The organism is uncultured Psychroserpens sp. (assembly GCF_947492715.1).
Lineage (GTDB): Bacteria > Bacteroidota > Bacteroidia > Flavobacteriales > Flavobacteriaceae > Psychroserpens.
Genome location: NZ_CANLNS010000004.1, coordinates 1 through 20,569 on the forward strand (window position 1 = coordinate 1; position 20,569 = coordinate 20,569).

General features: G+C 33.3%; 19 protein-coding genes. 7 read left to right on the top strand and 12 right to left on the bottom strand.

Annotation, left to right across the window (positions count from 1 at the left end):
* The 3 genes from Q0787_RS11135 to Q0787_RS11145 all read left to right on the top strand — a co-directional run.
* On the top strand, positions 1 to 1,546 hold a 1,546-nt coding region (locus tag Q0787_RS11135), incomplete at its 5' end, for a gliding motility-associated C-terminal domain-containing protein (RefSeq protein ID WP_298902730.1).
* Positions 1,547 to 1,558: 12 nt separating this feature from the next.
* Positions 1,559 to 2,476 carry a type IX secretion system membrane protein PorP/SprF gene (locus Q0787_RS11140; protein ID WP_298902731.1) on the top strand — a complete coding sequence of 306 codons (918 nt, stop codon included), beginning with the start codon at positions 1,559 to 1,561 and terminating at the stop codon, positions 2,474 to 2,476.
* A 10-nt stretch (positions 2,477 to 2,486) separates the two neighbouring features.
* Positions 2,487 to 4,421, top strand: coding sequence for an OmpA family protein (locus Q0787_RS11145; RefSeq protein WP_298902732.1), 1,935 nt, complete (start codon positions 2,487 to 2,489; stop codon positions 4,419 to 4,421).
* A gap of 87 nt (positions 4,422 to 4,508) precedes the next feature.
* Here the strand turns inward: Q0787_RS11145 and Q0787_RS11150 are convergent, their stop codons facing one another.
* Both Q0787_RS11150 and Q0787_RS11155 read right to left on the bottom strand, forming a co-directional pair.
* Entirely contained in the window at positions 4,509 to 8,072 is a 3,564-nt protein-coding gene (locus tag Q0787_RS11150) for a M1 family aminopeptidase (RefSeq protein ID WP_298902734.1), read from the bottom strand.
* A gap of 2 nt (positions 8,073 to 8,074) precedes the next feature.
* Positions 8,075 to 8,965 (bottom strand): ABC transporter ATP-binding protein, encoded by an 891-nt coding sequence (locus tag Q0787_RS11155; protein ID WP_298902735.1) that lies wholly within the window; start codon positions 8,963 to 8,965, stop codon positions 8,075 to 8,077.
* A 201-nt stretch (positions 8,966 to 9,166) separates the two neighbouring features.
* On the opposite strand from Q0787_RS11155, the gene Q0787_RS11160 reads away from it, so the two are divergent.
* Positions 9,167 to 10,279, top strand: a complete 1,113-nt coding sequence (locus tag Q0787_RS11160; protein WP_298902737.1) for a sensor histidine kinase — start codon at positions 9,167 to 9,169, stop codon at positions 10,277 to 10,279.
* Entirely contained in the window at positions 10,279 to 10,977 is a 699-nt protein-coding gene (locus Q0787_RS11165) for a LytTR family DNA-binding domain-containing protein (protein WP_298902738.1), read from the top strand. Before Q0787_RS11160 ends, Q0787_RS11165 begins: the two co-directional genes overlap by 1 nt.
* Positions 10,978 to 11,064: 87 nt before the next feature.
* Here the strand turns inward: Q0787_RS11165 and Q0787_RS11170 are convergent, their stop codons facing one another.
* Together Q0787_RS11170 and pdxH are read right to left on the bottom strand one after the other, a co-directional pair.
* Positions 11,065 to 11,559, bottom strand: a complete 495-nt coding sequence (locus Q0787_RS11170; RefSeq protein WP_298902739.1) for a CAP domain-containing protein — start codon at positions 11,557 to 11,559, stop codon at positions 11,065 to 11,067.
* 223 nt (positions 11,560 to 11,782) lie between these two features.
* A complete protein-coding gene (gene pdxH, locus Q0787_RS11175) occupies positions 11,783 to 12,430 on the bottom strand; it encodes a pyridoxamine 5'-phosphate oxidase (protein ID WP_298902740.1) in 648 nt (215 codons plus the stop codon).
* Between the two features lie 82 nt (positions 12,431 to 12,512).
* On the opposite strand from pdxH, the gene Q0787_RS11180 reads away from it, so the two are divergent.
* The gene (locus Q0787_RS11180; protein ID WP_298902741.1) at positions 12,513 to 12,944 is read left to right on the top strand and encodes a hypothetical protein; all 432 of its coding nucleotides are present in this window, start codon (positions 12,513 to 12,515) and stop codon (positions 12,942 to 12,944) included.
* A 27-nt stretch (positions 12,945 to 12,971) separates the two neighbouring features.
* On the opposite strand, the gene Q0787_RS11185 is transcribed toward Q0787_RS11180, so the two are convergent.
* The 6 genes from Q0787_RS11185 to rpsA all read right to left on the bottom strand — a co-directional run bounded on the left by Q0787_RS11185 (position 12,972) and on the right by rpsA (position 18,093).
* On the bottom strand, positions 12,972 to 13,877 hold the full coding sequence (locus tag Q0787_RS11185) for a ribonuclease Z (RefSeq protein ID WP_298902742.1): 906 nt from the start codon (positions 13,875 to 13,877) through the stop codon (positions 12,972 to 12,974).
* An 11-nt stretch (positions 13,878 to 13,888) separates the two neighbouring features.
* Positions 13,889 to 14,320, bottom strand: a complete 432-nt coding sequence (locus Q0787_RS11190; protein WP_298902743.1) for a hypothetical protein — start codon at positions 14,318 to 14,320, stop codon at positions 13,889 to 13,891.
* A complete protein-coding gene (locus Q0787_RS11195) occupies positions 14,321 to 14,653 on the bottom strand; it encodes a ribonuclease Z (protein WP_298902744.1) in 333 nt (110 codons plus the stop codon).
* Positions 14,654 to 14,657: 4 nt separating this feature from the next.
* The gene (locus Q0787_RS11200; RefSeq protein WP_298902745.1) at positions 14,658 to 15,587 is read right to left on the bottom strand and encodes an aspartate carbamoyltransferase catalytic subunit; all 930 of its coding nucleotides are present in this window, start codon (positions 15,585 to 15,587) and stop codon (positions 14,658 to 14,660) included.
* A gap of 5 nt (positions 15,588 to 15,592) precedes the next feature.
* Positions 15,593 to 16,132, bottom strand: coding sequence for a bifunctional pyr operon transcriptional regulator/uracil phosphoribosyltransferase PyrR (pyrR, locus tag Q0787_RS11205; protein WP_298902746.1), 540 nt, complete (start codon positions 16,130 to 16,132; stop codon positions 15,593 to 15,595).
* Between the two features lie 125 nt (positions 16,133 to 16,257).
* A complete protein-coding gene (rpsA, locus tag Q0787_RS11210; protein ID WP_298902747.1) occupies positions 16,258 to 18,093 on the bottom strand; it encodes a 30S ribosomal protein S1 in 1,836 nt (611 codons plus the stop codon).
* Between the two features lie 285 nt (positions 18,094 to 18,378).
* Between rpsA and Q0787_RS11215 the strand changes: the two genes are divergently transcribed.
* Positions 18,379 to 18,756 (top strand): LysM peptidoglycan-binding domain-containing protein, encoded by a 378-nt coding sequence (locus tag Q0787_RS11215; RefSeq protein WP_298902748.1) that lies wholly within the window; start codon positions 18,379 to 18,381, stop codon positions 18,754 to 18,756.
* 20 nt (positions 18,757 to 18,776) lie between these two features.
* Here Q0787_RS11215 and cmk read toward each other — a convergent pair whose 3' ends face one another.
* Together cmk and porQ are read right to left on the bottom strand one after the other, a co-directional pair.
* On the bottom strand, positions 18,777 to 19,496 hold the full coding sequence (gene cmk, locus Q0787_RS11220) for a (d)CMP kinase (RefSeq protein ID WP_298902750.1): 720 nt from the start codon (positions 19,494 to 19,496) through the stop codon (positions 18,777 to 18,779).
* On the bottom strand, positions 19,496 to 20,515 hold the full coding sequence (porQ, locus tag Q0787_RS11225) for a type IX secretion system protein PorQ (RefSeq protein WP_298902751.1): 1,020 nt from the start codon (positions 20,513 to 20,515) through the stop codon (positions 19,496 to 19,498). Before porQ ends, cmk begins: the two co-directional genes overlap by 1 nt.
* Positions 20,516 to 20,569 lie beyond the last annotated feature (54 nt).

Consider the following 20,569-nt stretch of genomic DNA (forward strand, 5'->3'; position numbering starts at 1 on the left):
AACTTTAGAATGTGATGCTGATATATCTGATGTTACTCTAACGGGAGATGTAACTGATGAAGCTGATAACTGCTCAATAGGTTTAGAAGCTACATTTACTGATGATGTTGCCCAAGGTGATTGTCCAAATTCGTCAATCATCACTAGAACCTGGACGTTAACTGACGACTGTGATAATACAACAACTTTAGTTCAAACGATTACTGTTCAAGATACAACGGCTCCAACATTTACGGCTCCAGCTAATGTAACTTTAGAATGTGATGCTGATATATCTGATGTTACTCTAACGGGAGATGTAACTGATGAAGCTGATAACTGTTCAACAGGTTTAGAAGCTACGTTTACTGATGATGTTGCCCAAGGTGATTGTCCAAATTCGTCAATCATCACTAGAACATGGACATTAACGGATGACTGTGATAATACAACAACATTAGTTCAAACGATTACTGTTCAAGATACAACGGCTCCTACCTTTACTGTTCCTGAAAACATAACTATAGAGTGTGATCAAGATGCGTCTGATATAACTTTAACTGGTGACGTGACAGATGAAACTGATAATTGTTCAACCGATTTAGAAGCAACATTTACAGATGAAATTTTAGAAGGTGATTGTCCAAATGAATCGACAATAACAAGAACTTGGACACTAACTGACGAATGCGATAATACGACGACACTTATACAGACTATTAGTATCATAGATTCTACAGCTCCAACTTTAGTTGGTGAATTGGAAGAAGTTATTAATGTAGTTTGTAGTGAGATTCCTGAAGTTCCAGAATTGGTATTTGAAGATGCTTGTTCTACAAATATGACGGTAGACTTCAATGAAACCTCTACATCTGATGGTTCAGAAATGGATTATACAATCATAAGAGATTGGTTTGTAAGTGATGAATGTGGAAATGAAGCTGTATTTACACAAACGATTAATGTTACTGTGCAAAGTGAAATCCCAACTGATGATGCAGACTTATGTATTACAGAAGATATAGATTTTGATCTCTTCAGTTTATTAATTGGTGATTACGACATTGATGGCACTTGGACTGTTACGTCTGGTAATGCAACAATTAATGGTAGTATTTTTAATCCGTCATCACTATTAGATTTTAATGATGACTATACACAAGATCAACTTGGTGAATATGTATTCACTTACACTTACGAAGGTGAGTGTCCAGGTATGGTTTCTGTAACAATAACACTTAATGATGATTGTGTAGTATTCCCTTGTGGTGAAGATGATGTTGAAATTTCAAAAGCAGTTACTGCTAATTTTGATGGTATTAACGAATTCTTTACGATTACTGGAGTTGAAGATTGTGGATTTACTTACGAACTTCAAATATTTAATCGTTGGGGAGCAAAAATATATGAGAATTTCAATTACCAGAATGACTGGAATGGTACATCATCAAAAGCCTCTATTGGAAGCTCAGACTTTGTACCAACAGGAACCTATTATTACGTAATAAATATAAAGAATAGTGGACTAAAACCGTTTACAGGCCCAATCTACGTTTCAACAAAATAAACCTTAACCTATATGAAATTAGTAAAGTTTAATATTATAGCATTTATACTATTCAGTAGCTGGATGGGTGTTGCGCAACAACTACCTCAGTTTACTCAGTATATGTACAATACTATTTCTATTAATCCTGCTTATGCAGGAAGTAGAGAGACTTTAAGTATTGTAGGTCTGCATAGAAGTCAATGGGTAGGTCTTGAAGGAGGCCCACAAACACAAACATTGTCTATTCATGCACCAATGAGAAATGAAAGAGTTGGTCTAGGATTGTCATTTATAAATGATGAGCTTGGCTACCAAAATTTCTCTTATCTGTATGGCGATTTTTCGTATACAATTCCAACAGGAGAAAATAGTAAATTAGCTTTTGGTATAAAAGCTGGTTTTACAAGTTATAGCTTAGATGCCGATTTTCAGCAGTCGCAATCCAATGATCCTGTTATTTTCGGTTTTGAAAATCGTTGGAAACCAAATATTGGAACAGGGATTTACTGGCATAGTAATAAATGGTATGTTGGTTTATCTGCACCAAGGATTTTAAATACAGATTATACTGGTGATGCTGAATTTCAGGCCTTAGAAAGAATTAGTTATTATTTTACTGGAGGTTATGTATTTGATCTTAGTGAGAATACTAAATTTAAGCCAGCTACACTTTTAAAGGCAACAAATGGTGCTCCTTTATCTTTTGACCTTACAGCAAACTTTTTATTTTATGAAAAGTTTTGGGTTGGTGCTGGTTACAGAATAAATGAACGTGCAGCCGCTATTGGTGGTATTGCAGACTTTCAGATATCAAAACAATTACGAATTGGTTACGCCTATGAATATCCTATTTCAGACTTAAGACCATATACAAGTGGAACTCATGAAGTTTTATTAATGTTTGAAATATTTAAAAGTAAGCGTATTAAATCACCTAGATATTTCTAAAAACAAATCAATGATGAAATCAAAGTTTTTAATCTTAATATTTGTGCTTAGTAGCACAGTTATGATTGCCCAAGAAAAACTTGCTGATAAGTTTTTTAGCAATTTCGGGTATGTAAAAGCCACAGAACTTTATGAGGAAGTTCTAAAAAAAGGAGATACAAGTCTTCATGTTCTAACACGCTTAGGAGATTGTTATTATAACAATTCTAAATCGGAAAAAGCGGCCTATTGGTATGACCTCGCTCTTAAAACGTATGGTAAGGACGATATCAATCCAGAATATATCTACAAGTATATACAATCATTACGTAGCTTAGGTCAGTATGAAGAAGCGGACACATGGATGAAGACATTCATGGCAATTCAAAATAACGACACACGAATTAAAGGTTATAATCCGGAGAATATTGCCAAATACAATGAATTGGCAAGTTCTGATAAAAATAAGGTTGTAAAACTTCAAAATTTGCCATTTAATTCTAAGTACTCAGATTTTGGTTCTTATATACATGATGGTCAGCTCTATTTTGCTTCTTCTAGAAATACAGATGACAAAAAATTATACAGTTGGAATCAAGAGCCGTTTTTGGATATCTATCAAGTTTCAGTAGAAAAAGATGTTGATACTGTGACGTACGGTTCGCCAGATTTTATTTCGGCTAAAAAATTAAATACAGATTTCCACGAAGCATCTGTAGCTATTACAAATGATGGAAACACGATGTATTTTACACGAGACAATGTAGGCAAGAGTACGAAAAAAGTAAAATATGATAAGAAAGGAACGACTCACCTTAAACTTTATAGAGCAACTTTAGTTGATGGACAATGGACAAATATTATTGAGTTGCCCTTTAACGATGAAGTATTTTCTACAGGTCACCCAGCACTTAGCCCAGATAACAAAAAACTTTATTTTGTTTCAGATCGTGAAGGTGGAATTGGTGGCACAGATATCTACGTTGTTGATATAACCAATGGAAATGAATACTCTGAACCACAAAATTTAGGCGAAGGCATTAATACTGAAGGTCGTGAAATGTTTCCTTTTGTTGCGAAAGATAGTACGTTTTATTTCTCATCGGATGGACATTTAAACTTAGGTCTTTTAGATATTTTTAAGTCTAATATCATAAAAGATGAGAATGCTGAACCTGAAAATTTAGGAGCGCCATACAATAGTGGATATGACGATTTTGCGTATTTCAAAAACACATCGGAAGCCGAAAACGAACACACAGGGTATTTCTCTTCTAATAGACCAGATGGACAAGGAAGTGATGACATATATAGCTTTGATGCTTCCATTTGTATTCAAATGATTAAAGGTATTACTAGAGACCTAAATACAAATGAGGTCTTATCTGGAGTAACGGTAAAACTCATTAATGAAGTTGGCAAAATTATTGCTGAAATTGAATCTGATGAAAATGGCAGTTATGAATTCACTGCAGATTGCAATTCAACATACACTGTAATTGCTAGCAAAGAAGATTATAAGGATGACCAAAAGAAAGTCACAACAGATAATGAACATGAAAAGGTTAGCGAAGTTGATTTATACTTGGAGCCTTTAATTACAGATAGTCAAATTGTAATTAACCCTATTTTCTTTGATTTTGACAAATGGAATATTAGAACCGATGCTCAATATGAATTGGAAAATATTGTAGATGTGATGCGTGCTCATCCAACTATGGTCATTAAGATAGAGTCCCATACTGATAGTCGCGGACGTGATAAATATAATATGAAATTATCTGATAGACGAGCAAAATCGACTATGGAATATATCATTTCAAGAGGGATTGCGCCAGAGCGTATAGAAAGTGCTATAGGTTATGGTGAATCGCAGCTGCTCAACGAATGTTCAAATGGCGTGAAGTGTAGTGAAGAAAAACATCAATTAAATAGAAGATCGTACTTCTATATACTAAAAGAATAATACCCTCTATTCTAAACTAAATTTGCAAAAAGCAGTCTTTCAATGAAAGACTGCTTTTTTTTATGTATTTAAACAAAATTCATAGGGTTACAAACCCTTCAAATTATCAGAATAAATGCGATCTACACGTGTTAAAAAAGGATCAACCGAGATCATATTTGGCAATACTTCAACGTTAATTTTTATGACATTTGATGTTGCGTCCATATAATGACTTTCTAAGTAAATGGGTTTCTCGTTCTTCCCTAAATGTTTTGGATGCTTTTTAAATAGCCCTATTTGCAAGGGCTCATTGATATCAATCTCTTTTTCTTGTCCATTTTCAAGGGTCGTAAAGCGTCTAGCGTTTACTTCAATTGTAATGTCATAAGTTCCATTTTCTAATTGTTTATACGACGATTTACCAATTGATAAATCATAACGCACTATGCCTTTCATCCATTCGTTAATTAGCGTATGGTATTGTTTAGGGGTTACTGTATACAATTCATCTAAAAATTCTAAGGTATTTACTTCAAACTCATGACGTTTTGCATGTCTGTCTGTAAGTGTACGTAATACTGTATTTAATTTAGCTTCTCCAATAAGGTCACGAATAGACAACATCACAAGTCCGCTCTTCCCATAATTAAGGTAATTTTGTCCATCAGTTAAGTATACAGGAGGCTCTTTTGTAGTTGCGAACGTGCGTCCATTAAAGTAACGGTCATTAGAGGCTTTATTAAGTTCCCAAAGTGTACCCATACCATACATTTTCTCGAGGACTACGCCTTCAGTATATTTAGCAAACCCTTCAACAATGAAACTTCCTCCTTTTACATTTTTAGCTTTCAGAATCATTCCCCACCATTGATGAGCCACTTCATGAATGGTACGTTTTGAAACTAAATTAAAAGTACCTGTATTTCTAATATCTATAAGATATAGGTTATCCTCGACCATATTGATAAGTCCGGGATGTGCTGCACCACCAAAACTATGATAAGAAGGTATTTCAGCAATACGTAAATGATTAAAAGGATAGTTTCCGAAGTTATTAATGCAATAATCTAGAGTAACTTCAGTACTTTGATTAATCGTTTTATGATTCATATCATGCTCTGGGTGGTAGTAATATTCTAAAGAAATGTCCTTATAAAAACCTTTTTTCACTTCATAATTACCAGAAAAATAAGCTAATGCTGGAATATTCTTACCTGGGAGCTTATAATGATAATAATTCCTGTTATTTGCTTTCCATTCTTTTATAAGGTTTCCAACTGCCAGTGCTTTTTGTTCATTTTCCGTGGACACAATAGTTTCATACAAGACGTCACCAAATCTAGCCTCATTATGAAAAAGATGTGAATCACCTTCCAATTCTTCTTCTTGTTCTGGAAGCCCTCTTTTTTGGCGCTCATGTGCATTTGATATTTCCATAGAACTAAAGTACCCTAATACAGGTTCGAACCTATCATGTCTAATATAAGACCCACTGTTTACAATAGTTCTATCTACATTATAAGGTTGAGATTGCTTTGTGAAATTATAGCGCAGTCTTGCTGTTTCTTTAGGGTAGATGGCATTTTCAAACTTAAAGAGATAGGTTCCAAAAACGGTGTCCTTAAAGACCAACTCAGCATTATCAAAAGTGATGTTTGAAAGTATGTTTCTTTCAGTTATAAATATATGTGTAACTGGAATTTCATTTTTATTAATAAGGATGTAATCTGCCTCAAGGTTATATTTTTGTTCATTTGGAAAAATATCCACTTTCGTTTTCAAATCTATATAATGAAGCCTTGGAATAGTATCATACATTTTAAATTTTCGTTCATACTGTTCTGCAAAGTCTAAACGATTGTCAGAATTCACATAGTTGTTTTTTCTATTCAACTCTGTAAATAATGAAATTCCGGAACCAACAAAAAAGATAAGCGCTACGAGCATCCCTCCTATTTCCCAATGTTTCCATTTTTTAAATCTTAAATTTTCACGAATATAGCCTGTTCCCATTGCTGTTCGTTTCCAGAATTTAAAGGATAAAATGGATAATACTACTCCAAAAGCCAACCAATATAATGCATACAAATTAAAGGCAGATGTGTGCAAAGAATACCCAGACATATTAGAATATGTTGGAATAGGCATATTTCCAATACGCAACATTGGGTGCTCAACACCAATATAAATTGATAATGACGTTCCTAAAAGCAAAAATACAAGTCCGCTGATTCCCATTCCAAGAAATTTATTATTAACAACACTCTGAATGAAAATAGCCACCATAACATATATAATGTTCGAAATACCGTAATAATAAAAAACAGACAAGTATTGTTGGAGTTCTATATTGCCATGTCCATTGACCAACTGAAAACCAATACAAACTAAAATCACAGCTGTTATGAGTATCATAGGAATCCATATGAGCGTTATCAATTTTGAAAGAAAAAACACCCAATTTAGTGTAGGAGTTGTATTTAAAATACTATCCATTTTTTTATCTCTTGCTTTCCATATCAACTCCCCACTATAGAAAACAATAAGTATCATACTCAAAATAGGCACTAACTCCATTACAATTTCTAAAAGTAAATTTGTAAAAGGGTACCAACTATCACCATAAGAACCACCTTCAAATATTCTAGAGTAAACTTCAAGTATAGATGTAGTCACTAAGGTTATTACTACTACCAAAAAAGGAAGGCTCTTAAAGACATTGCGGATATCGATGCGCAAAGCAGACCAAAAAGCTAGCCATTGCCCGCTCCTATTAGTCTGGGATTCTATAGTGAAATAAGGCGTCTTTTCTGTTGATTTCTCATTCGAAATAGTATTTTTTCTGGATTTTTGAGATGGTTTTCTAAACGAGAAGAATTGATATGTAATTAGAAGTATTATACAAGAAAAAACGATCCAAATAACCCGGTTATAAAGATAAAATCCCGAAAAAGAAAAGGATAGATTATTCTTCTCAGAAGGCGCCCAAAATTGAGTGTACTCAAAAAATGTTGCACCAGCAAATGGGTCTATTAAAGCCGCTAAAGCCATACTTTCTTGAGAAGCTGGTATAGATGAGGCCATAATAGGTGAGTTAGAATAAAATGCTACTATAAAATAGAGTATATATATAAGCACAGCACTAGTATAAGTAGCCAAATTACTTTTGGAGAGTATACTCACAGAAAAAATAAGAGTTGTGCAAATAAAAAAGTTAGGGACGATAATAACTAAAAAAGGCCATAAATATGACTGTATATGAAAAGGTGATATACGTGATGCATCCAGATCTGAAATAGATAAACCAACCATAAATCCTGGAAGGAAAAGACTAAAGCCCAAAAGGCTAAATGAAAAAACGCCAATAAATCGGCTCCAAAAAAACTGTTTTTTCTCTACAGAAGTACTATAAATAAGTGCCTCCATATGATGCTTTTTATCTCTAATGACACCACTTATGGCGAAAAACATAATAATGAAAACACAACTTAATGAGGACATGGTAGCGTAATTACTTATTTGATAAGCCGAATTATAATCTACCAAAGCAGGGGCTTGCCCAAGACCTCCGAGAAAAAATCCAAAGAAGAAAAAAAGCAACATAAAAATAAATAGGGCGCGTTGCTTTGATTGGTATAAAGCCTCAAAACGCAATAATTCTAATAACATAATTAATCGTTTTTTGATGATTGATTTAAAAACATTTGGGCGAAATAATAATCTTCAAGACCAACTGTAATAGGTATAAATGCTTTGGAAGGTTGGTCATTAGACAGTACTCGAATTTGTGTTTCGTTGGCTATGAGACGTGTAGAAATAACCTGATAGTTGTCTTCATATTCTTTTAGTTCGCCTTTTGGAATCATTTTGCTCCAAACTTTACCGGAAATAGTTTTAACCAAATCTGCTGGACGCCCTTTTGAGATAATTTTCCCATCACACAGAATAGCCATTTGTGTACATAGCTCTTGAATATCTTCTACAATATGTGTTGAAAGAATAACAATTACATTTTGTCCAATATCACTCAATAAGTTCAAAAAGCGATGACGCTCCTCTGGATCAAGTCCTGCAGTTGGTTCATCTACTATTATAAGTTGTGGATTTGCAAGTAAAGCTTGTGCAATACCAAATCGTTGCTTCATCCCTCCGGAAAATGTATGAACAGATTTTTTGCGATGTTGATACAAATTGGTTTGATGTAAAAGTGCTTCAACTTGAGCTTTTCTTTCTTTTTTATTAAGTACTCCTTTTAAAATCGCCAAATGATCCAATAGGTTTTGAGCAGATATTTTAGGATATACACCAAACTCTTGTGGTAAATATCCAAGATGTTTACGAAGGTCTTGAGGTATTTCAATAATATCTACATCATTAAAAACAACAGTGCCATGAGATGGTTTTTGAAGTGCGGCAATAGTTCTGATCAAACTTGATTTTCCTGCGCCATTTGCACCTAACAGCCCAAACATGCCATTAGATATATTTAAATTAATATTGTCCAACGCCTTTACACCATTGGGATAAGTTTTAGATACATTTTGTATTGTAAGTGTATTCATTGATTCTTGATTTTAAAACGAATGTATTTCTGAAATCAATCACATACCAATAAAAATGACATCTGTAGTAGTTTTGGGAACATATGACATTCAAAAAGGTGTCAATTACACTTTAAATGGAAAATGATACCATTAATGGACATAAAAATGTCGTTTATCAATTAGTTTGTTTAGATAGTTTTACTAGCGTAGTTTTGATGTATGATATCATTTATAAAAAAATACAGGGCTTTTGGATTGGCGGCAATAATCGTTGCTGCCATCACACTGTATTTGGAGCACCTTGACTTTATTCGCATTCCTAAAGATGAGCCGTTGGAGACTGTTGTTATCTTTGGCTTTTGGTGGATAGTAACGGGGTTTGCTCTGTATAATTTAAAATATCTTAAAAATAAAAAGACAGTATTAATAAAAATAGGGTTCTTGTCTTTTATTGCATTCTTAACTTTTGGAACAGATAACTATTTTAATATTCCAAATAACCCTATTGTCATTTTTTTAATTGTTGTCTTTTGGTTAGGCCTTTTGTATCTCGTTTTTCCGAAATTTTTTAAAAAGTACAGCGTTCTAATCGTATTGGTTTATGGATTAATTCTTTGTTATTTTTTCTACTTACGCCTTGATGAAAATTACACAGCGTTATACCACCACAGAGTATTAAACTTACTTATGTTTCCCATTCCTATCATATTCTTTATTTGGCTATATGAACAGTGGAAATGGTTTAAAACACTCAAGTCTGAAAAAACAAAAGCCGAATTAGATTTATTAAAGACTCAAGTAAATCCACATTTTCTTTTCAATAGCCTTAATAATTTATATTCACTTACGGTAAATCAATCTCCCGAAGCGCCAGACGTGGTATTAAAACTATCAGACATGTTGCGCTATACAATTTATGAAGGCAAGAATGATCGTGTTCTGCTTTCAGAAGAAATTCAATATTTAAAAAATTATATTGCCTTACATGAAATTCGACATAAGAAAAATGTAACTATACAATTTACCCATAACATAGTGCCTGATGATAAGGTTGCTCCTCTTCTATTTATTATCTTGTTAGAAAATGCTTTTAAACATGGTATTGAAAAACTTACAAATGATGCCTATGCTATAATAAAACTCAATAGCGATAAAAATCAGATCTATTTTTCAATAGAAAATAATTATGAAGCACCAGCAGAAAGTAATCATAAAGGCATTGGAATAGAGAATTTAAAACGTAGATTGTTGCTTATTTATCCAGATGCCCATCAACTAATAATAAATCAAATGCCGTCTGTTTATAAAGTTGAATTAACAATTCGTAAATAATGACAAGGACATATATCATAATTGACGATGAACCTCTAGCACATAAATTAATTGAAAAATTTTGTGATATGTTACCTCATTTAGAGCTTAAACAAAATTGTTATAACGCTTTAGAAGCCATGGCTTTTTTGAATAGCACATCTGTAGATTTAATGTTTTTGGATTTAAATATGCCAAAACTTACGGGGTTTGAATTTCTAAAAACACTAACCAATCCGCCCAAAGTTATTGTCACTACTGCTTATAAAGAATTTGCACTAGAAGGTTATGAACTAAACATTTCAGACTATTTATTAAAACCTTTTAGTTTTGAGCGTTTTGTTAAGGCAGTGAATAAAGCCATTGGGTCTAAACCTCCTACAGTTATTAGTACTAAAAGCACCAGTGAGCATATAAACTTTTTCGTAAAAGGAGACAAAAAACACCATCAAATTAAGTCTGAAGATATTCTATATATAGAAGCCTATGGCAATTACACAAAACTTTATTTTGAAGATACTTATATCGTGAGTCATGAGAGCATATCTCAATATATAGATTTACTATCGTCCACTCATTTTTTAAGAGTTCACAAATCCTTTATCATTGCAATAGATAAAATAAATCAAATTGAAGGCAACGTCATTCAAATTTCTAAATACAAAATACCAATAGGCCGTACTTATAAAAGTATAGTGAGTAAACTTTATAATTCATGACTTTAATTGCTATTAGCAATAAAAAAAGCCACAGTAAAACTGTGGCTTTAAAAATAACGATTTGCTATTAATCAATTTTTAAGTCATTTATCGTTTTATGAAGATATTCGTGAAATACCATTTACCTTCATCATTTTGTTCGGCTGAAATATCAAAATCGGTAAAATCGCCTTCAATATTATCTCTGTGTCCATCACTATTAATCCATGCATTTACAACAGACTGAGCAGAATTGTAGGCGTAAGCTACATTCTCAGATACTCGCGTTGCAGAAGCATTTTGTATTAAACTATTCTTACGTTGAAAAAAGTTATCGTGACCTACATTATTTGATTCTACCATATAGTCTGTATGCGTATAGGCAACAGCTTTAATCGTATTATGATTATTTAAGGGTGTAAGACCTTCGCTAATTCTATGAGCATTAATGAGCTCTAAAATTTCTATTTCTATTGTTTTTGCAGCTGGAGGGGTTGGTAAAGCCATACTATCTATAGCTTCTTCAGGTATGCTATCTGTAGAACATGAAAACGATAACAAAGCAACTAGTACCATTACTGGCAATACTCTTGTCAATTTCATAACGTAGGTTAAATTTTATATAATTTAGATTTGGGGTCTAAATTGTTTAGTTAATACATAATTACTTAAACGTTGGGGCACTTAAGTAATCTTTCATTACTATCGACAATATACAGATAAATTCGTTTTTCGTCGCTAATACGTATTATAATTCGATAAAATGTAAGTTTTATTATGGTAATTCCTACAAAAGTTGTAGTTCATCGATAATTTGAAGTGAAGTCTAAGGCGATAATCGGTCCATTAGCCAATTAAGATTTTCATCGAGTTGATATCTTAATCTATCATGTAGACGGTTTGGTCTACCTTGCCAAAACTCAATTTCTGAAGGTTTAACGATATAACCACCCCAAAATTTTGGCCTAGGAATCTCCTGTCCATCATATTTATTTTCTAATGCTTTGAGTCGTTCTTCTAAAACCGTTCTGTTTTTTATAACATCACTCTGCTCCGACACCAATGCTCCTAATTGACTACCTCGAGGTCGAGATTCGAAATAGCCATCGCTTAAATTTTCGGCAATTTTCTCTACGCTTCCTTTAATAATAACTTGGCGCTCTGCTGCGGCCCAAAAAAATGAAAGGCATACATTAGGGTTAACCGTTATGGCTTTACCTTTTTCGCTATTATAATTGGTATAGAAAATAAAACCTTCATAGGTGAATTTCTTAAGCAGTACTACTCTGCTTTTAGGAAAACCATCCAAGCCCATTGTACTTAAGGTCATGGCATTAGTTTCACCTACATCAAAATTATTATCCACTTCATGAAACCATTTTTGAAATAGTTCCAATGGATTATCACTAACATTGGTTTCGAGCAATTCTTGCTTTTCGTATGATTTTCTATAACTACCTAAGTCTGTATTCATTAGATCCTAAAATAAAATTTAATAGGGTTTTTCTTTTCCCAGCTTATATTTTTCATATAAATTTAAGCAATAATCCCTTCTAATGAAATTTGAAAACAGTAAATATTCTAAACTTTTAGGATATAAAAAAGTAGATTTTCCTTTCGGAACAATTTATATTACAAGATATTTTGTCATTTCTGAATTAAACGAAGGCATTCATGTAGATTACACGATTGCCAGTGAATTGATAAACGCTTTTTCAGAAGATATTAGAAAAGGGATTAAAGTTGGATATATTGCCAATCGTATCAACTCCTATTCTTTCGAGCCTCAATTATGGCTCGATTTTAACAACGAATACGATTTCTTGGTAGCAAGTGCTATTGTAACTTATAATGACTTTAGCTATCTTAATTCGTCATTAGAAAAGCACTTTTTTAAGAAAAGTTTAAAGCGTTGTCACAGTCTTTATGAGGCTATTGAATGGATGTCAAACTTAAACGAGTTCAGCAAAGAGTTTAAACATGAATAATATCATGCTCGGTTTTTTAGTTATTTTTTAAAATTCAAATGTTTTTCCGTCTTTAGCCAATTCTACATTTGGAAAAATGCTTGCAGCTTCTGTTTTAAACACACTTAAATCATCATAACGCGTAGAATAATGTCCTAAAATTAATTGCCCAACATTAGCTTTTTTAGCTATTGTTGCTGCTTGTTTAGCTGTAGAATGTTTGGTTGGCAAGGCTAAAGATTCATTCTTTTCTATAAATGTAGATTCGTGATAAAGCGCATCCACGCCATTTATGATAGGAAGTATCGATTCATTATACGCGGTATCGCTACAAAATGCATAACTCTTTGGTGGTTTCGGGTCTAAAGTAACCGATGCATTATCAACCATATTACCACTATTATCAGGCACATCCGAACCTTGTTTTAATTTTCTATAGTAGGCTACATCAATGTTTGCATTTAAAACTGCATTCATGTCTAGTTTTCGCTCTCCTAATTTTTCCTTAAATAGAAATCCGTTAGTATAAATGCGGTGATCTAAAGGTATTGTATAGACTTCTACCTTATCATCTTCAAAAATTAATTCTGAAGACGTCGCTGATAACTCATGAAATATCAATTTGAAATTCGTCCAAGAATTAGACAATTTCATTTGTAATGTAATAACCTCTTTTAAACCTTTTGGTGCATAAATATGTAAATCGGCTTCACGTGTTAATAGTCTAAACGTCGAAATTAAACCTGCTAATCCAAAACAATGGTCGCCATGCAAGTGAGAAATAAAAATGTGTTTTATTCTACCAAACTTCACCTTGTTTCTACGTAATTCTACTTGAGTTCCTTCTCCACAATCTATTAAAAAAGTATGATTCTTAATAGCAAGAACCTGAGCTGTTGGATTGGTATGTATTTGTGGTGTGGCGCTATAGCAACCAAGTATAGTTAATTTCAAATTGTAAAAAATTAAGTGAATTTAAAGTGTGCTTTGATCACCTCTAATTGTTTTAATGCTGGGTTTTTATTTGGTAATGTACTGAAGATAAAATCTGGTCCATGTTTCCTTTTAGTTGAAATTTCAAAATATCGTTCTTCGTTTTGGTTTAAATATATTTCTTCTATTTCAGAAATTGGAAAGCGTTGAATTGTTTTTATAGAACCTAAAAACAACATGTGAATATCCTTTTCAACAACACCATTATGTATAGAAATGCGCTTAGATATTTTAATAACAGAAATCACAACTGCAATTAATAGGTAATGAAGAAGTTTGTTCAATAAGTCGTTTTCAAATATGTTTTCAAATGAAAACAAAGGAATGAGCGATAGCAAAAAGAATAACACCTGATAAATAGCATCAAACATCTGGTCGTTATAAATAGTTATTCTTTTGTTCATTTAAAATCCTAAATCACGTTCTATGTCTTCCATCTCAATAATATCGTAGGCCTCTTGTAGCGTAGGCACAACGACTATTTCATCTGGAATTTCATTGAGATTCGCCTTTTCAGTTACCACAACAAATGAATGTTTTGCTCTTCGGTGTTTATTTGATAACTGCAAAAATTCTACAATATCAGATAACATCACCTGTTTCAAAGTGGTGAGACAAACGACGATATTATTGTTTTTATAGCGTTCATACAGAACGTCAATTTTCTTTACGAGTTCGATGGTCGTTTCCTTTTCTTGGGTGATTATGGTTGTGTTTCCCGTTTTATCAAAAATCATAATCTTAGTGTTTTATTTTGGAAGCTAATAAATAAATCACAGCCATTCTAATGGCCACACCATTCTGAACTTGGTCTAAAATAATGGCTTGGTCAGAATCTGCCACATCACTAGTAATTTCTACTCCACGATTTATAGGTCCTGGATGCATAATTGTGATCTTTTTATCCAAAGAATTTAGTAATGCTTTATTAACTCCGTATTGTTGTGTATATTCTCTTGTTGAGGGGAAATAACTAATATCCATACGTTCATTTTGTACACGTAACATATTAGCGACATCGCACCAATTTAGTGCTTTTCGTAAATTGGTTTCAACCTTAACACCTAGATCTTTTATGTATTTTGGAAGTAAGGTTTTTGGACCACACACCATAACATTGGCACCTTGTAATTGTAAGGCATAAATATTTGACAAGGCAACACGGCTATGCAAAACATCACCAACAATAACCACATTTTTACCACGTACCTCGCCCAATCGTTCTCTAATAGAGTAACTATCTAACAAGGCTTGGGTTGGGTGTTCATGCGCACCATCACCAGCATTAATTATACTGGCATCAACATGTTGGGATAAAAACACTCCTGCTCCTGGATTAGGATGTCTCATCACCACCATATCTACTTTCATGGATAAAATATTGTTTACGGTGTCTATTAAAGTTTCTCCTTTTTTTACTGAAGATTGCGATGCTGAAAAATTAATAACATCTGCCGAAAGGCGTTTTTCAGCCAGTTCGAAAGACAGCTTGGTTCGTGTAGAATTTTCAAAAAATAAGTTAGCTATCGTGATATCTCTAAGCGAAGGCACTTTTTTGATTGGTCTATTAATCACCTCTTTGAAATGATCTGCAGTTTCAAAAATTAATTGAATATCCTTTTTATTAAGGTATTTAATTCCCAATAAGTGATTAACACTTAATTCGCTCATAACTATTAATTATTTATCAAATATACCGAGTCTTCTCCTTCATTTTCAGCCCAGTTTACTTTCACTTTTTCTTCATTTATAGCATCTACTTGACGACCTCTATAATTAGGTTGAATTGGTAAATGCCTACTAAAACGTCTATCAATCAACGTTAACAATTCAATTTCATTTGGTCTTCCAAACGATTGAATGGCTGTTAGAGCTGCCCTAATACTTCGTCCTGTATATAACACATCATCAATAAAAACGATATTTTTGTTTTCAACAATGAAATTAATTTCTGTAGTATTGGCTTCTAAGATCTTTTCACCGCGTCTAAAGTCATCTCTAAAAAACGTAATATCTAAGTGTCCTAGTTGGATATTTTTAATTTTATAATCTTCTTTTAGCATCGTAGCTAAACGATTTGCTAGATATTTCCCTCTAGGCTGTAATCCAATAAGAACAGTGTTAGAAAAGTCGTTGTGATTTTCAATAAGTTGACAAGCCAATCGATGAAGAATGATGTTTACCTCTTTAGCATTAAGTAAAACTTTTTGACTCATATGGTTTCCAAACGTGTTTGGTGGACAAAGTTAAGTTAAAAAATTAGGGTTTGCAATCGTTTTGTAAGTCAATAAAAAAAGCCTCTCAAAAAATGAGAGGCTTTAATATTTAAAAACTTAAGGAATTATTTCTTCCCGTCCATTTTATCTTTAAGCGCTTGTAAAGCATCATTAGCATCACCTAAAGTTGGTTTTGCTTCTGCTGCTTGAGCTTCTTGCTTCTTAACAGCTGCTTTTACGTTTGCCATTTCTTCTTCTTTAAAGATAGCAGTATGAGAGGCTACAACTCTTTTGAATTCTTTGTTGAACTCAATGATTTTGAAGTCTGCAGATTCTCCTTTCTTTAATTTGCTTCCGTCTTCTTTTTCTAAGTGACGAGATGGTACAAATGCAACGATGTCGTCATTAAAATTGATAGTAGCACCTTTGTCTACGATTTCAGCAATCTCGGCAGTATGCGTAGTTCCTAAAGCGAACTCAGTTTCATACTTATCCCAAGGGTTATCTGTTGTTTGTTTGTGACCTAAAGATAATTTACGTCCTTCAACATCTAATTCTAATACAACAACATCTAACTTATCACCTACATTTGTAAACTCACTAGGATGTTTGATTTTCTTAGTCCAAGATAAATCTGAGATATAAATTAATCCGTCGATACCTTCTTCTAATTCAACAAAAACACCAAAGTTTGTAAAGTTACGTACAATTCCAGAGTGCTTAGAACCAACTGGATATTTAGACGTAATATCTGTCCATGGATCTGGAGTTAATTGTTTGATACCAAGAGACATTTTACGATCTTCTCTATCAAGCGTTAAGATTACAGCTTCGATTTCATCACCTACAGATACGAAATCTTGAGCAGAACGTAAATGTGTTGACCAAGACATTTCACTAACGTGAACTAATCCTTCTACACCTTCTTCTACTTCAACAAATGCACCATAATCTGCAATAACAACAACTTTACCTTTTACTTTATCTCCAACTTTTACAGTTTCTCCTAAAGCTTCCCAAGGGTGTTTGCTTAATTGCTTAAGACCTAATTGGATTCTAGACTTATCTTCATCAAAGTCTAAGATTACCACGTTTAATTTTTGGTCTAATTCTACGATTTCATTTGGATGATTAATTCTAGACCAAGATAAATCTGTGATATGAACTAATCCGTCAACGCCACCAAGATCAATAAACACACCGTAAGACGTAATGTTCTTCACGATACCTTCTAATACTTGACCTTTTTCTAATTGACCAATGATTTCTTTCTTTTGTTCCTCAATATCGGCTTCAATAAGAGCTTTATGAGAGACAACAATGTTTTTGAATTCGTGGTTGATTTTCACAACTTTAAATTCCATTGTTTTATTTACGTACTGGTCGTAATCTCTAATTGGTTTTACATCAATTTGAGAGCCTGGCAAGAATGCTTCAATACCAAATACGTCAACGATCATACCACCTTTAGTTCTGCATTTTACAAAACCATTAACGATTTCACCAGTTTCGTGTGCATTGTTTACACGATCCCATGCTTTAATTACACGAGCTTTTCTGTGAGATAATACCAATTGACCAGTTGCATCTTCACGAACATCAATTAATACTTCTACTTTGTCACCAACTTTTAAATCTGGATTGTAACGAAACTCATTAAGAGAAATTACACCTTCAGATTTAGCGTTAATGTCGATAATAGCATCACGATCAGTAATGTGGATGACTTCACCTTCTACAACTTCATCATCTAAGGTATCTACAAAATTTTCTGATACTAATTTTTCAAATTCTTCTAATTGTTTGTCATCAACAGGATCAATTCCTTCTTCGTAATTGTGCCAATTGAAATCTTCTAAGAATTTTTCTGGATTTGCCTGAGCCTCTGATACTTGAGGAGCTTCAGTTTTAGGAGCTTCAGTAGTTGCTACTTCAGCTTGTTTTGTTTCTTTTTCAGACATGTGCTGAATAAAATTTGTATTCTGTATGTTTAGAAAGAATTAAGCGATAACACACAGAAGCGTTATTATTTATAATTGCTTGTTCCTTTTATCTTCCCAAGATTCGCTAAAAGGAGTGCAAAAATACGCTTTATTTACTATAAAACAAAATAAATATGACATTGTCTAACCATTTGAATTTCAGAATGTAAAAATGTTAAAAAATCTTACAATTGAGCTTTAATTTTTGGCACATAAATTGGTATATTTACGATAGTATTAACACTAAAATTAAAAATAAATATTATGGTAAGATCAAAATACCAAAGTGTATTAGACCTAGGAGAATCATTAAACATCGAAAATGGTGATGTGAAAGAAGAAAATGGCGTATTAAAAGTAACTGGAACAGCAAAAACTCAATACGAAAAAAACCTTTTATGGGATGCAATCAAAGCCGCTGGTGGTGACAACCCTAGTGATATTATGGCAGACATTGCAGTAGCAGATGAATCTGTATATGCAAGACATACTGTACAAAGCGGTGAAACTTTGGGTAAAATTGCAGCACACTATTATGGTGATGCGATGAAGTACAAAGACATCTTTGCTGCTAACAGTGATATCTTGAAGAACCCTGATTTAATTTATCCAGATCAAGAATTAATTATTCCAAATTTATAGACTTTTTGGTATATCGAAAATTAAAGCGGCCTAGTGTCGCTTTTTTTTTGGTTTAATTTTATTTTTTCTTCTGAAAGTTCTAAAACCACTTGGAATTGCTCTTCAAGGGACATATTAGAATTGTCTACCTTCATAGCATCTTCTGCCATCACTAATGGCGAATCATCTCTTGTAGAGTCTATGCGATCTCTTGTTTGGACATTTTGAAGCACATCGTCATAACAAACATCATCACCTCTTTCTACAAGTTCTTCATAACGTCGTTGCGCACGCTTTTTTGCTGAAGCTGTCATAAATACTTTCAACTCAGCATCTGGAAATACAACGGTTCCTATATCGCGGCCATCCATAACTACCCCTTTATCTTTTCCAAAACCTTGTTGTTGCTTAACTAATTGCTCTCTAACTTCAGAAACAGTAGAAACCAAACTTACAAACTGAGATACTTCTAGTGTTCTAATGTTAGATTCTACATTTTCTCCATTAAGGTAAACTTCGGCAAAACCTAAGGTCTCATTAAATTTAAAGCTAATCTCTATGTTTTCTAATTGAGATATCAGGCCATCACTATCAAAACAATCTGTTTCAATAAATCCATTTTGCATGGCAAATAATGTTACCGCACGATACATCGCTCCCGAATCTACATATACATAACCCAACGCTTTAGCTAAGCGTTTCGCAACAGTACTTTTTCCTGTGGATGAAAACCCATCTATGGCAATAGTAATTTTGGTCATTATCTTAAATCTATTTGTACCCCGAAAAAATTGGCATTACTAGCACCAGAATACCTAGCATGTGTATAACTAAATCGCGTTTTATTAAGTTTAATACCTACGCCAAATGATAATCCTGAAAAATTTCGTTGTTCTAAGATACGTAATTCTTCTGCTCTCCTAAAGTTATAAGCCATTCTAATATTGAAACCTCTATCAGGAAATAGCTCTGCACCAATTATGGTATGTCGTAATAATTCTCCTAAAAAACCAACCTTTTCTTGTGTTTGATTACCGTCCAAATCTGTAGTAGCTCTCGAAGGATTAGAAAACCGAATTGGCCAAGCTTGCAAGTTTTCAAAAGTTAAATGCCAGCGTAACGGCATGTTTTCTAAGGTTTGTGATAAACCTAAATTAATTTCTAGTGGTAATTTTTCATTCTGACCAGCATATGTTACAATTTGAGTTCCAAGATTTCTAACAACTAGCGCCATTTGAAACTCTAAACGCTCATTGATATACATGGCGCCTAAATCTGTAGCCACACCAATAGAATTGTATTGCTCTAATTTGGACGTAATGAGTTTTAAATTAGCGCCCAAATAAAAATCAGTAAATGGAATCTGATAAGCATATCCAGCCGATAATGCCGCTTCATTACCCGTAAATGTTCCTGTTGAGACACCATTAAGATCATAACCATCAAAACTTCCATAATTAATATAGGTCATTCCAACATGCAAAGTTTGAACATGTCTATCCCAAGTGTAGGCATATGCCGCAGACCCATAACTAATGCCTCCTAAATAGCTAGAATAGTTGATTGCCAACTGATTATCCATTTCGGCATTTATAGTTGCTGGATTAAATAATCCTCCAGTGACGTCATAATCATAATTAGTAATTACCTTTCCTCCTAGAGCAGCTTGTCGAGGTGATGCGATTAAGTTGAGAAATTGATACGTAGATTCGCCACCTACTTGGGCAAAAAAAGTAGTTGTTATCAACAGGCAAAAAATAGTGGCAATTTTCTTTAGCATATAAGTGTGCAAAGTAACTAAATCTATCTTAAAACGCCTATATGTCTATTTTAT